Source organism: Bacillus sp. TH13 (assembly GCF_016651175.1).
In the GTDB taxonomy this organism is placed as follows: domain Bacteria; phylum Bacillota; class Bacilli; order Bacillales; family Bacillaceae_G; genus Bacillus_A; species Bacillus_A thuringiensis_S.
The window spans coordinates 435398-449722 of record NZ_JAEKEJ010000025.1 but is presented as its reverse complement, the minus strand read 5'-3'; the positions used below and the strand labels follow the sequence as shown (position 1 = coordinate 449722).

Sequence of the window (14325 nt, the reverse complement as noted above, 5' to 3'; positions counted from 1 at the left end):
ATGAGCGTATTAGTTAATAAAGATACAAAAGTTATTGTTCAAGGTATTACAGGTTCTCAAGGTTTATTCCATACAAAACAAATGATTGAATACGGTACGAAAATTGTCGGTGGTGTAACACCAGGTAAAGGCGGCACTGATATTGAAGGTGTACCAGTATTTGATACAGTAGAAGATGCAGTGAAAGCAACAGGCGCAAACGCTTCAGTTGTATACGTTCCACCCGCTTTTGCGGCAGATGCAATTATGGAAGCAGTTGATGCAGAAATTGATTTAGTAGTATGTATTACTGAAGGAATTCCTGTATTAGATATGGTAAACGTAAAGAGATATATGGCTGGTAAACATACACGTTTACTTGGACCAAACTGCCCAGGTGTAATCACACCAGATGAATGTAAGATTGGTATTATGCCAGGATATATTCATAAAAAAGGTCATGTTGGTATCGTATCTCGCTCTGGTACATTAACGTATGAAGCTGTACATCAGTTAACACAAGAAGGTATTGGCCAATCTACTGCTGTAGGTATCGGCGGAGACCCTGTTAACGGTACAGACTTTATTGATGCGTTAAAAGCATTTAATGAAGATGAAGAAACACATGCTGTAATTATGATTGGTGAAATCGGCGGTACAGCAGAAGAAGAGGCAGCTGAATGGGTAAAAGCTAATATGACAAAACCTGTTGTAGGCTTCATTGGTGGTCAAACAGCGCCTGCTGGCAAACGTATGGGCCATGCTGGTGCAATCATTTCTGGCGGTAAAGGAACTGCTGCTGAAAAGATTAAAACAATGGAAGCTTGTGGCATTAAAGTAGCTGAAACTCCAGCAGTTATGGGAGAAACGCTAATCTCTGTTTTAAAAGAAAAAGGTCTATTTGAGACTTGCAAAAACTATTAATCTGTTGAAAGACACCTTCTTACTTGAGGGTGTCTTTTTGCACTTTTTTCTGTTTACATAATAAAAATTATGGGTAAGGAGAATCAAGATGAAAAGAGAGCGGTTATTACATCTTCATTACTTGCTAGCAGATTATTGGAAAGCGATGGAGAGGCTACTATATGTCGATCCAGAATTAAAGAACATATATACTTTTAACGAAAAACAAATGGAGCACTACACTGGAATATCCTCGAAAAAATCTTCAGAACTAGTGAAATTTCTTCAAAGTTCAAATCTTCCGCAATATATATCTTATTTAGAGAAAAATCGTATCTTTTATATAACGATATGGGATGAAAATTATCCGCAATTATTACGTGAAATACAAGACCCTCCCTTCGTTTTATATGGAAAAGGAGAGAAAGATTTTCTAAATAAAGTAACTAAATTGGCAGTTGTTGGAACGAGAGAACCATCATTATATGGTCATGAGAGCTTGAAATTTATTTTACACCCTTTATTAGAAAGAGAGTGGCTTATTGTCAGTGGGTTTGCAAAAGGGATAGATACAATGTCTCATGAGATTACAGTAAGGCATCATTGCCCCACTATTGCGATATTAGGGCACGGATTGTCGTTTATGTATCCGAAAGAAAATAGACATTTATATGAAATGTGGAAGGAATATATATTGTTATTGACAGAGTATCCTCCGCACTATGCACCGAAAAAATGGTATTTTCCAAAAAGGAACCGGATTATTAGTGGTATAAGTAAAGGTGTTTTAGTTGTAGAAGCGAAATCGAGAAGTGGAACACTTATTACTGCAGACCTTGCGTTAGAGCAAAATAGAGAGGTGTTTGCACTTCCTGGACCTATATTTATAGAGGGGGCATCAGGAACGAATCATCTTATTCAACAAGGAGCAAAATTAGTAAGAAATGCAGAAGATATCTTGGAAGAGATTTTAAATTAACCTTATATTTTTAAATTTTTATTAAACAATTATTGACAAATGGTAGATTGGCACTGTATGGTATATTCATTCTTGATTGACAAAAACAAGAGAAATCAATAAGATTAATGAAGACTTGAATCCACCTCTTAAGGAGGCACTAGCATGTCAGATTACCTCGTGATCGTGGAGTCGCCTTCTAAGGCGAAGACCATTGAGAAATATTTAGGGAAAAAATACAAAGTTGTCGCGTCTATGGGACATGTTCGCGATTTGCCAAAAAGTCAAATGGGGATAGAAGTAAAGAACAACTTCACCCCGAAGTATATTACCATTCGTGGTAAAGGTCCCGTCTTAAAAGATTTAAAATCAGCGGCGAAAAAAGCAAAGAAAGTCTATCTCGCGGCCGATCCAGACCGCGAAGGGGAAGCAATCGCTTGGCATTTAGCGAATACGTTAAATGTGGACGTTGAATCAGATTGTCGGGTTGTGTTTAATGAGATTACGAAAGATGCAATCAAAGAATCATTTAAACATCCTCGTGCAATTAATATGGATTTAGTAGATGCACAACAAGCAAGACGTATACTTGATCGTCTTGTTGGTTACAACATTAGTCCTTTATTATGGAAGAAAGTAAAAAAAGGATTAAGTGCAGGGCGTGTACAATCTGTAGCAGTTCGTTTAATCATCGAACGTGAAAAGGAAATTCAAAGCTTTGAACCTGAAGAATTCTGGACAATTAAAACAGAATTTGTAAAAGGAAAAGACACATTTGAAGCAAGCTTTTACGGTGTAGATGGGGAAAAGGTTCAATTAACGAATGAAACGCAAGTGAATGAAATAATTGAACAGATGAAAGACAATGCGTTTTCAGTTGAAAATGTAACGCGCAAAGAGCGAAAACGTAATCCTGCATTACCGTTTACAACATCTTCCTTGCAACAAGAAGCAGCACGTAAGTTAAACATGCGAGCAAAGAAAACGATGATGCTTGCACAGCAATTGTATGAAGGGATAGATCTTGGAAAACAAGGAACTGTAGGTCTTATTACGTATATGAGAACTGATTCAACACGTATCTCAGAAACAGCTCAAACAGAGGCTCGTACTTACATCACTGAAGCGTATGGTACGGAATACATAGGAACAGAAAAGAAGAAAGAAACGAAAAAGTCAAATGCACAAGATGCACATGAGGCAATTCGTCCTACTTCGGTAATGAGAAAGCCAGAGGAACTAAAAAGTTTCTTAAGTCGTGATCAACTTCGATTATATAAATTGATTTGGGAGCGATTTGTTGCAAGTCAAATGGCGTCTGCTATAATGGATACTGTGACAGCGAGACTCATTAATAACAATGTTCAGTTCCGTGCAAGTGGATCGGTTGTAAAGTTCCCAGGATTTATGAAAGTGTATGTAGAGTCGAAAGATGATGGTGCTGAAGAAAAGGATAAGATGTTGCCGCCTTTAGAAGTAGGGGAAACTGTATTTTCAAAGGATTTAGAACCGAAGCAACATTTTACACAACCTCCTCCGCGCTATACAGAGGCTCGTCTAGTAAGAACACTTGAAGAACTTGGAATTGGAAGACCGTCGACTTATGTACCTACACTTGAAACGATTCAAAAACGTGGATATGTAGGCTTGGATAATAAACGCTTCGTTCCGACTGAACTTGGTGAAATAGTAATTGAACTTATTTTAGAATTTTTCCCGGAAATTATTAACATTGAATTTACTGCCAATATGGAGCAAAGCCTTGATGAAGTGGAAGAAGGAAATGCCAATTGGGTGAAAATTGTTGATGATTTCTACGTAGGATTTGAACCGCGCTTAGAAAAAGCGGAAAAAGAAATGCGTGAAGTGGAAATTAAAGATGAGCCAGCTGGGGAAGACTGTGAATTATGCGGACATCCAATGGTCTTTAAAATGGGTAAATACGGGAAGTTTATGGCTTGTTCGAATTTCCCTGATTGTCGTAATACAAAACCGATTGTGAAAGAAATCGGTGTAACTTGTCCGAAATGTGAAGAAGGACAAATTATTGAGCGTCGTAGTAACAAAAAGAAACGCCTTTTCTATGGATGCGGTACGTATCCAGAATGTGACTTTGTATCTTGGGATAAGCCGATTGGTCGTAAATGTCCGAAGTGTGAAGGCATGCTTGTAGAGAAGAAGTTGAAAAAAGGCGTGCAAGTACAATGTATTTCGTGCGATTATGAAGAAGAACAACAAATGTGAGCGTAACTGCTCACATTTTTTTCGGGAAGAAAAGGAAAGGTGATATATATGACAACACAAGTAGTAAACGTCATTGGCGCAGGTCTTGCAGGAAGTGAAGCGGCTTACCAAATTGCAAAACGTGGTGTCCAAGTTAGATTATATGAAATGAGGCCGGTAAGGCAAACGCCAGCTCATCACACAGATAAATTTGCTGAATTAGTATGTAGTAACTCACTTCGTGCAAACACTTTAACAAATGCAGTTGGAGTTATTAAAGAGGAAATGCGTTTAATGGATTCTGTAATTATTCGTGCGGCAGATGAGTGCTCTGTACCAGCTGGAGGTGCTTTAGCTGTAGACCGTCATGAGTTCGCAGCTAAAGTAACAGAATACGTAAAAAACCATCCGAATGTAACTGTAGTGAACGAAGAGCTTACTGAAATTCCAGAAGGACCAACAATTATTGCAACAGGTCCACTTACATCTCCTGATCTTGCTGCACAATTAAAAGAACTAACAGGTGAAGATTATTTCTATTTCTACGATGCGGCAGCACCAATCGTAGAAAAAGACAGTATTGACATGAATAAAGTATATTTAAAATCGCGTTATGACAAAGGGGAAGCTGCATATTTAAATTGCCCAATGACAGAAGAAGAGTTTGACCGTTTTTATGAGGCTTTAATTGCTGCTGAGACAGTGCCTTTAAAAGAGTTTGAAAAAGAAATTTTCTTTGAAGGTTGTATGCCAGTAGAAGTTATGGCAAGTAGAGGGAGACAGACGCTAGTATTTGGACCTATGAAACCTGTTGGATTGGAAGATCCAAAAACAGGGAAAACGCCATATGCTGTTGTTCAGTTACGTCAAGATGATGCAGCAGGAACTTTATACAATATCGTAGGTTTCCAAACGCATTTAAAGTGGGGACCACAAAAAGAAGTGCTACAGTTAATTCCGGGACTGGAAAATGCAGAGATTGTACGTTATGGTGTAATGCATCGTAATACGTTTATTAATTCACCTAATTTGCTTCGTCCAACATATCAATATAAACAACGTGATGATTTATTCTTCGCTGGTCAAATGACTGGAGTAGAGGGATATGTTGAATCAGCAGCATCAGGATTATTAGCAGGAATTAATGCTGCACGTCTTGTGCAAGGTGAAGAGCCAGTTGTATTACCGTCAGTAACTGCAATGGGCAGCATGGCAAATTACATTACGGCAACGAACGCTAAAAACTTCCAACCGATGAATGCGAACTTCGGTCTATTTGCACCGTTAGAGAAGAAGATCAAAAAGAAAGCGGAACGAAATGAAGCATACGCAACACGCGCTTTAGAAACAATTCAAAATTTTGTAAATATTTAGTTAAATTTCTTGCAAAGGCTACTAAGTTGTGATACGATTTAGTAGCCTTTATTGAGGTGAGTTGTGTGAATGTGAAGAAATTGTTACAATTATTCGTTGGATATTTACAAATTGAAAGAAATTATTCAAAATATACAATTGCAAGTTATCAAAATGATTTAGAACATTTTGTGCAATTTATGGAGCGAGAAGGCATATCCTCTTTTTTAGACGTTACATACGCGGATGTTCGTTTGTACTTAACGACGTTGCACGATGAAAAGTTAGCCCGTAAATCTGTCGCAAGAAAAGTATCAAGCTTACGAAGTTTATATCGTTTTTTGATGCGTGAAGGTTATCGGAAAGATAATCCGTTTGCACTTGCGTCACTCCCCAAAAAAGAATTGTCAATCCCAAAGTTTTTATATGCTGAAGAGTTAGAGGAATTATTTGAAGTTTCTGACACGGGAACACCATTAGGTCAAAGGAATCAAGCTTTATTAGAGTTGATGTATGCGACCGGAATCCGTGTGAGTGAATGTGTCAATTTACAACTTACTGATATTGACTTTGCGGTGGGAACAATTTTAGTAATGGGAAAAGGAAAAAAACAAAGGTATATTCCGTTCGGAAGCTATGCGCAAGATTCTTTAATTACTTATATAGAGAATGGGAGAAAACAGTTAGTTAATAAGACTGACGAAGACTCTCGTATGGTGTTTTTAAATGCGAAAGGTACACCGCTAACAAGTCGTGGAGTACGTTATGTTTTAAATGAACTCATTAAAAAGGCTTCACTGACAATGCGAATAAGTCCCCATATGTTAAGGCATACATTTGCTACACATATGTTAGATGAAGGGGCGGATTTACGTACTGTACAGGAGCTATTAGGTCATGAGAATTTGTCGACCACACAAATTTATACGCATGTCTCTAAAGAAAGATTGCGTTCTGTTTACATGAAGCATCACCCGCGGGCATAAATTGCTTTAAAAGCTATAAAAACAAATAAAGGAGTTTTTTCTATGGGGAATTTCCACGCTACAACGATATTTGCAGTTCATCATAATGGAGAATGTGCAATGGCTGGAGATGGTCAGGTGACAATGGGAAATGCTGTTGTAATGAAACATACAGCTCGTAAAGTTCGCAGACTTTTCCAAGGTAAAGTTTTAGCTGGTTTTGCAGGTTCAGTTGCTGATGCATTTACTCTTTTTGAAATGTTTGAAGGAAAATTAGAAGAGTATAATGGCAACTTGCAGCGTGCTGCTGTTGAAATGGCAAAACAATGGCGTGGCGATAAAATGTTACGTCAACTAGAAGCGATGCTCATTGTCATGGATAAAACAACTATGCTCCTTGTTTCAGGTACAGGAGAAGTGATTGAACCGGATGATGGTATTTTAGCAATTGGATCTGGTGGGAATTATGCACTTTCTGCAGGTCGTGCTTTAAAGCAATATGCAAGTGAACACTTAACAGCGAAACAAATTGCGAAAGCGAGTTTAGAGATTGCTGGCGATATTTGTGTTTATACGAATCACAACATAATTGTTGAAGAATTGTAGAATCGTAAGGGAGGCATTTTATATGCATTTACATTTTACTCCGCGCCAAATTGTGGAAAAATTAGATCAATACATCATCGGTCAAAAAGACGCAAAGAAAGCGGTTGCTGTAGCGTTGAGAAATCGATACCGTCGCAGTAAATTAGCTGAAAATTTACGTGATGAAATAGCACCTAAAAACATTTTGATGATTGGACCGACAGGTGTTGGAAAAACAGAGGTAGCACGACGAATGGCGAAACTCGTTGGAGCACCTTTTATTAAGGTTGAGGCTACAAAATTCACAGAAGTTGGATATGTGGGTAGAGATGTAGAGTCGATGGTACGTGACCTTGTGGAAACATCGGTTCGTATCGTAAAAGAAGAAATGGTAGTGAAAGTTCAAGATAAAGCAGAAGAGCAAGCGAATCAACGTCTTGTTGAAATTTTAGTACCGAGTCCGGAGAAGCAATCTGGATTTAAAAATCCATTAGAGATGCTTTTTGGGGGCGCTCAAAATTCGAGTCAAACGTCTGATACACAAGAAGATGGTGAAATCGAAAAGAAACGTCAAGATGTGGAGAGAAAGCTTGCTGCAGGGCTTCTTGAAGACGAAATTGTATCGATTGAAGTGACTGAGCAACAGTCGTCAATGTTTGATATGTTACAAGGAACTGGCATGGAACAAATGGGAATGAATTTCCAAGATGCGTTAGGGAGTTTTATGCCGAAAAAAACAAAAAAACGTAAACTTTCTGTAAAAGAAGCAAGAAAACTCTTGACAAATGAAGAGGCACAGCGCTTAATTGATATGGATGAAGTTACACAAGAGGCTGTTTATCGTGCTGAACAGCTCGGGATTATTTTTATCGATGAAATTGACAAAATTGCTGGTAAGCAGTCGAATAGCGTAGATGTATCACGTGAAGGTGTGCAACGTGACATTTTGCCAATTGTAGAAGGGTCGAATGTTGCGACAAAATACGGATCAGTAAAAACGGATTATATTTTATTCGTTGCAGCTGGAGCGTTCCATATGTCTAAACCGTCGGATTTAATTCCGGAATTGCAAGGGAGATTTCCGATTCGAGTAGAATTAACAAAATTATCGACAGACGATTTTGTTAAAATATTAATCGAGCCTGACAATGCGTTAATTAAACAATATATGGCATTATTAGCGACTGAAGGTATAGAAATTGAATTTTCAGACGAAGCTATTCGTAAGATTGCTGAGATTGCTTATCAAGTTAATCAGGATACAGATAATATTGGAGCAAGAAGACTTCATACGATTATGGAGAAGCTCCTTGAAGATTTATCGTTTGAAGCATCTGAAATTACGTTAGAGAAAATAACGATAACCCCTCAATACGTTGAGGAGAAATTAGCAACAATTGCTAAAAATAAAGATGTGAGCCAGTTTATTTTGTAATAGTGTCATCAGGTGACTCGCCCTAGTTTCCAAGTGATGAAAAAATATGTGAGTAACATGTAGGAGGAACTTTTGAAATGGAATTATTAGCAAAAACAAGAAAATTAAATGCGTTATTACAGAGCGCAGCAGGGAAGCCTGTAAACTTTAGAGAAATGTCTGACACAATGTGTGAAGTAATCGAAGCAAACGTATTCGTAGTTAGCCGTCGTGGTAAATTACTAGGTTATGCAATTCACCAACAAATCGAAAACGAACGCATGAAGCAAATGCTTGCAGAACGTCAATTCCCAGAAGAATATACACAAAGCTTATTCAACATTACAGAAACATCTTCAAACTTAGATGTGAACAGTGCTTACACAGCATTCCCAGTAGAAAACAGAGAATTATTTGGTCAAGGTTTAACTACAATCGTACCAATCGTTGGTGGTGGTGAGCGTCTAGGTACATTAGTATTAGCTCGTCTAGGTCAAGAGTTCTTAGATGACGATTTAATCCTTGCTGAGTACAGCTCAACTGTTGTAGGTATGGAAATCTTACGTGAAAAAGCAGAAGAAATCGAAGAGGAAGCACGTAGTAAAGCTGTTGTTCAAATGGCGATCAGCTCATTATCTTACAGTGAGTTAGAAGCAATTGAGCACATCTTCGAAGAATTAAATGGAACAGAAGGTTTACTTGTTGCAAGTAAAATTGCTGATCGCGTAGGAATTACTCGCTCTGTAATCGTAAATGCACTACGTAAATTAGAAAGTGCTGGTGTTATTGAGTCTCGCTCTTTAGGTATGAAAGGAACATACATTAAAGTGCTAAACGACAAGTTTCTACAGGAACTTGCTAAATTAAAAACAAACTAATTTATAAAAAACTCTCCTCGATTGAGGAGAGTTTTTTTGTGCAATGGATTGATGGTGCTTGTGAAAAGTGGCATAAGCGTGTTTTCTGGGAAAACTATTAATTGTATTTTGCTTTTTTGCTTAAAAGAAATGAAGGTTGGTAATACTAGAATTCGAGTATGAACAAAGAAAGTTTTACATTGTTCGCATTTTCGACTTGATTGTAATATTTCAGTATGATATAGTAAGCAGTGGTGTCAGTACAAAGTACACACGTTTACTGATTTAAGTGTTGGTGCTACGTTTGTAGTTTCGCTTAGAGATGAAGTAAACGGAGGATATCAAAAACCATTTAGGAGGAACTATATTATGTCAGTAATTTCTATGAAGCAATTGCTTGAAGCTGGTGTTCATTTCGGACATCAAACTCGTCGTTGGAACCCAAAAATGAAGCGTTACATTTTCACAGAGCGTAACGGTATCTACATCATCGACTTACAAAAAACTGTGAAAAAAGTTGAGGAAGCTTACAGAACGATGCGCGACATCGCTGCTGAAGGTGGAGACATTTTATTCGTAGGTACTAAAAAACAAGCACAAGAAGCTATTAAAGAAGAAGCAACTCGTGCTGGTATGTACTTCGTTAACCAACGTTGGTTAGGTGGAACTTTAACAAACTTCCAAACAATCCAAAAGCGTATCAAGCGTCTTAAAGACATCGAAAGAATGCAAGAAGATGGTACTTTCGAAGTACTTCCTAAGAAAGAAGTTGTTCAACTTAAAAAAGAGTTAGAGCGTCTTGAGAAATTCTTAGGCGGTATTAAAGATATGAAAGGTCTTCCAAGTGCATTATTCGTAGTAGACCCTCGTAAAGAGCGTATTGCAGTTGCTGAAGCACGCAAATTACACATTCCAATCATCGGTATCGTTGATACAAACTGTGATCCAGACGAAATCGATCACGTTATCCCAGCAAACGATGATGCAATTCGTGCTGTAAAACTTCTTACATCTAAAATGGCAGACGCGATCCTTGAAGCAAAACAAGGTGAAGAAACTGTTACTGCGTAACAAAGTTGGAAAGGTGATAAGGGGTTCGGCCTTTTATCACCTTTTTTAAGGTATAAACACCTTTATAAAAGGTATAAATACATATTTTAGGAGGATGAAAAGTATGGCAATCACTGCTCAAATGGTAAAAGAATTACGTGAAAAAACTGGCGCAGGTATGATGGACTGCAAAAAAGCTTTAACAGAAACTAACGGCGACATGGAGAAGGCAATTGACTTCTTACGTGAAAAAGGTATTGCGAAAGCTGCTAAAAAAGCAGACCGCATTGCTGCTGAAGGTTTAACTTTCATCGAAACAAACGGTAACGACGCTTTAATCTTAGAATTAAACTCTGAAACTGATTTCGTTGCGAAAAACGAAGGTTTCCAAGCATTAATTAAAGAACTAGCTGCTCACTTATTAGCTAACAAACCTGCTAACGTTGAAGAAGCTATGGCTCAAACAATTGAAGGCGGCAAAACAGTAGAAGAGCACATCAACGAAGCAATCGCTAAAATTGGTGAAAAACTTACACTTCGTCGTTTCGAAATTGTATCAAAAACTGATGCAGATGCATTCGGCGCTTACCTACACATGGGTGGACGTATTGGTGTATTAACAGTTCTTGAAGGTTCTACTGATGAAGCAGCTGCTAAAGATGTGGCAATGCACATTGCAGCAGTTAACCCTAAATACATCGACCGCGATGCTGTAACAGCTGAAGAAGTTGAGCATGAGCGTCAAGTATTAACACAACAAGCATTAAACGAAGGCAAGCCTGAAAAAATCGTTGCAAAAATGGTTGAAGGCCGTCTAGGCAAATTCTTCGAAGAGATTTGCTTACTTGACCAAGCATTCGTTAAAAACCCTGATATGAAAGTTCGTCAGTTCGTTGAGTCTAAAGGTGGAACATTAAAAGGATTCGTTCGCTACGCTGTTGGTGAAGGTATCGAAAAACGCGAAGACAACTTTGCTGAAGAAGTAATGAACCAAGTAAAAGGTAGTAACTAATACAGATTAGGGAACACATTGTGTTCCCTTTTTTAAAATAAAGATGTAAGCAATTGGAGGTTCATTATGAGTAAACCGAAATATAATCGTGTCGTTTTAAAGCTAAGTGGAGAAGCTTTAGCTGGAGAGCAAGGATTTGGAATTAATCCAACTGTTATTAAGTCAGTTGCAGAACAAGTAAAAGAAATTGCAGAACTTGATGTAGAGGTTGCTGTTGTTGTTGGTGGCGGTAACATTTGGCGTGGGAAAATTGGAAGTGAAATGGGCATGGATCGTGCAGGAGCAGATTACATGGGCATGTTAGCTACAGTTATGAATTCATTAGCTCTTCAAGATAGCTTGGAGAATATTGGAATCCAAACTCGTGTACAAACTTCAATTGAGATGCGTCAAGTGGCAGAGCCTTACATTCGCCGTAAAGCAGTTCGTCACTTAGAGAAAAAACGTGTTGTTATCTTTGCAGCAGGTACAGGTAATCCATACTTCTCTACAGATACAACAGCAGCATTACGTGCAGCGGAAATCGAAGCAGACGTTATTTTAATGGCGAAAAATAATGTGGATGGCGTATATAGCGCAGATCCATCTATTGACCCAACGGCTACGAAATACGAAACGCTTACTTACTTAGATGTATTAAAAGAAGGTTTAGGTGTAATGGATTCTACAGCTTCTTCTCTATGTATGGATAATGATATTCCATTAATTGTATTCTCAGTTATGGAAAAAGGTAATATTAAACGTGCCGTTTTAGGCGAAAATATTGGAACAGTTGTAAGGGGGAAATAAATATGGGACAACAAGTATTGAAGTCTTCAAATGAAAAAATGGAAAAAGCAGTTGCTGCTTATTCTCGTGAATTAGCAACAGTTCGCGCTGGTCGTGCAAGCTCGTCTGTATTAGATAAGGTACAAGTTGATTACTATGGTGCACCAACACCAGTTGTGCAATTAGCGAACATTACAGTTCCAGAAGCACGTTTACTTGTAATTCAACCTTATGATAAAACTTCTATCGGTGATATCGAAAAAGCAATTTTAAAAGCAGATTTAGGCTTAAACCCTTCTAATGATGGAACTGTAATTCGTATTGCATTCCCTGCATTAACAGAAGAGCGTCGTCGTGATCTTGTTAAAGTTGTGAAAAAATATGCTGAAGAAGCAAAAGTAGCTGTTCGTAACGTACGTCGTGACGGAAATGATGATCTTAAGAAGCTTGAAAAAGCTGGCGAGATTACAGAAGATGATTTAAGAGGATATACTGAAGATATCCAAAAAGAAACAGATAAATATATTGCAAAAGTTGACGAAATCGCAAAAAACAAAGAAAAAGAAATCATGGAAGTGTAATAGCGATAACTTCGCAAATATGACCCTCTTCTTAAGGGGGTCTTTTTACACTTTTAGGCATACGTCTGCTTGTTGGAGGGTATGAATGATGTTTAAAAACTTTCCTTTTTTTAAAGGTAAAAAGGACACATCGTTTGATCATCTCGTTGAAGAAGTGAAAAAAGGATATATCCCAGAACATATTGCCATCATTATGGATGGGAATGGAAGATGGGCAAAGAGGAGAGCAATGCCTCGTATTGCGGGACATCATGAAGGTATGCAAGTTGTAAAGAAAATTACAAAATTTGCAAGTAAACTTAATGTGAAAGTGTTAACTCTCTATGCTTTTTCAACTGAGAACTGGAAAAGACCGAAAAAGGAAGTTGATTATTTAATGAAGCTTCCAGAAGAATTTCTAGGTACATTTTTACCAGAATTGATTGAAGAAAACGTACAAGTCCGAGTAATAGGGCAAAAAGATCGTCTTCCTACGCATACACGCAGAGCGATGGAGAAAGCCATGGAAGATACGAAAGAGAATACGGGATTAATTCTTAATTTCGCGTTAAACTATGGAAGTCGAGATGAAATCGTTTCTGCTGTGCAACATATGATGAAAGATAACGAGGAAGGAAAAATTCGTTCTGAAGAGGTAAGTGAAGAAATGCTTTCTTCCTACTTAATGACGAGTTCTTTACCTGATCCAGAGTTGTTAATCCGAACAAGCGGAGAGCTACGTATTAGTAATTTCATGTTATGGCAAATTGCGTATTCGGAGTTTTGGTTTACAGACGTGTATTGGCCAGACTTCAAAGAAGAACATTTGCTAAATGCAATTACTGACTTTCAACATAGAGGGCGCAGATTCGGAGGCGTGTAGAAAGAGAGGGTTTGGTAGTGAAACAGAGAATTATTACTGGAGTGGTTGCTGCCGCGCTATTCATTCCCATCGTAATATACGGTGGCGTGCCTTTTACGGTTTTAGTGTATGCACTTGCTTCTATAGGTTTATATGAATTAATTCGCATGAATAAGCTTACGCTTATTTCAGTACCGACAGTTTTAGCTGCAGTATTATTGTGGATTCTTTTAATTCCAAGTAGTGCATCAGAACTGTTTACATGGATTGGATTAGGTAAATTGGAAATCACATTTGTGATTGTTTTATTACTTTTATCATATACAGTCCTTTCTAAGAATACATTTACTTTTGATAATGCTTCATTTTTACTGATGGCAACGACATATGTGGCAATGGGATTCTTATATTTAAATGAAACGAGAATATTAGGAATTAAATATGTGTTTTGCGCATTATTTATTATATGGGCTACTGATTCAGGCGCATATTTCGTAGGAAAAGCATTAGGCAAGAGAAAATTGTGGCCAGAAATTAGTCCAAATAAAACGATTGAAGGTTCATTAGGCGGCATCGTTTGCGGAATTATCGTGGCACTTGTTTACAACACGTTCTTCCCAGTGGAATCGAATGTAGTAATTTTAATTGTGCTGACAATTATCATTTCTATTTTTGGACAAATTGGTGATTTAGTACAATCTGCTTTTAAACGTCATTATGGCGTAAAGGATTCAGGTACAATTTTACCTGGACATGGTGGTATATTAGATCGAACAGATAGTTGGTTATTCGTTTTACCAATTCTCTACTTCTTATTACAATACAATTAATAAATG

Annotated in this window: 14 protein-coding genes; all 14 read left to right on the top strand. The window is 37.7% G+C overall.

Going from position 1 to position 14325, the window contains the following annotated elements; all coding sequences use genetic code 11:
* Window positions 1-903, top strand: coding sequence for a succinate--CoA ligase subunit alpha (gene sucD, locus JFU02_RS10460; RefSeq protein ID WP_000115178.1), 903 nt, complete (start codon window positions 1-3; stop codon window positions 901-903).
* A gap of 88 nt (window positions 904-991) precedes the next feature.
* A complete protein-coding gene (gene dprA, locus JFU02_RS10455) occupies window positions 992-1861 on the top strand; it encodes a DNA-processing protein DprA (protein WP_000818045.1) in 870 nt (289 codons plus the stop codon).
* 144 nt (window positions 1862-2005) lie between these two features.
* A complete protein-coding gene (gene topA / locus JFU02_RS10450; protein ID WP_001286957.1) occupies window positions 2006-4084 on the top strand; it encodes a type I DNA topoisomerase in 2079 nt (692 codons plus the stop codon).
* A 48-nt stretch (window positions 4085-4132) separates the two neighbouring features.
* Window positions 4133-5437 (top strand): FADH(2)-oxidizing methylenetetrahydrofolate--tRNA-(uracil(54)-C(5))-methyltransferase TrmFO, encoded by a 1305-nt coding sequence (gene trmFO / locus JFU02_RS10445; protein ID WP_000213006.1) that lies wholly within the window; start codon window positions 4133-4135, stop codon window positions 5435-5437.
* 65 nt (window positions 5438-5502) lie between these two features.
* Window positions 5503-6402 (top strand): tyrosine recombinase XerC, encoded by a 900-nt coding sequence (xerC, locus tag JFU02_RS10440; RefSeq protein WP_001101245.1) that lies wholly within the window; start codon window positions 5503-5505, stop codon window positions 6400-6402.
* 42 nt (window positions 6403-6444) lie between these two features.
* A complete protein-coding gene (hslV, locus tag JFU02_RS10435) occupies window positions 6445-6987 on the top strand; it encodes an ATP-dependent protease proteolytic subunit HslV (RefSeq protein WP_000526274.1) in 543 nt (180 codons plus the stop codon).
* A 22-nt stretch (window positions 6988-7009) separates the two neighbouring features.
* A complete protein-coding gene (hslU, locus tag JFU02_RS10430) occupies window positions 7010-8401 on the top strand; it encodes an ATP-dependent protease ATPase subunit HslU (RefSeq protein ID WP_000550084.1) in 1392 nt (463 codons plus the stop codon).
* 77 nt (window positions 8402-8478) lie between these two features.
* The gene (gene codY, locus JFU02_RS10425; RefSeq protein ID WP_000421290.1) at window positions 8479-9258 is read left to right on the top strand and encodes a GTP-sensing pleiotropic transcriptional regulator CodY; all 780 of its coding nucleotides are present in this window, start codon (window positions 8479-8481) and stop codon (window positions 9256-9258) included.
* A gap of 348 nt (window positions 9259-9606) precedes the next feature.
* Complete coding sequence (gene rpsB / locus JFU02_RS10420; protein WP_000111485.1) at window positions 9607-10308, top strand: 30S ribosomal protein S2; 702 nt, start codon at window positions 9607-9609, stop codon at window positions 10306-10308.
* Window positions 10309-10411: 103 nt separating this feature from the next.
* Window positions 10412-11299 carry a translation elongation factor Ts gene (tsf, locus tag JFU02_RS10415; RefSeq protein ID WP_001018575.1) on the top strand — a complete coding sequence of 296 codons (888 nt, stop codon included), beginning with the start codon at window positions 10412-10414 and terminating at the stop codon, window positions 11297-11299.
* 66 nt (window positions 11300-11365) lie between these two features.
* On the top strand, window positions 11366-12088 hold the full coding sequence (gene pyrH, locus JFU02_RS10410) for a UMP kinase (protein WP_000042669.1): 723 nt from the start codon (window positions 11366-11368) through the stop codon (window positions 12086-12088).
* 2 nt (window positions 12089-12090) lie between these two features.
* The gene (gene frr, locus JFU02_RS10405; protein WP_000531505.1) at window positions 12091-12648 is read left to right on the top strand and encodes a ribosome recycling factor; all 558 of its coding nucleotides are present in this window, start codon (window positions 12091-12093) and stop codon (window positions 12646-12648) included.
* Window positions 12649-12733: 85 nt separating this feature from the next.
* Entirely contained in the window at window positions 12734-13510 is a 777-nt protein-coding gene (uppS, locus tag JFU02_RS10400) for an isoprenyl transferase (protein WP_000971296.1), read from the top strand.
* A 17-nt stretch (window positions 13511-13527) separates the two neighbouring features.
* Complete coding sequence (gene cdsA, locus JFU02_RS10395) at window positions 13528-14319, top strand: phosphatidate cytidylyltransferase (RefSeq protein ID WP_098867597.1); 792 nt, start codon at window positions 13528-13530, stop codon at window positions 14317-14319.
* The last annotated feature ends 6 nt before the right edge of the window (window positions 14320-14325 follow it).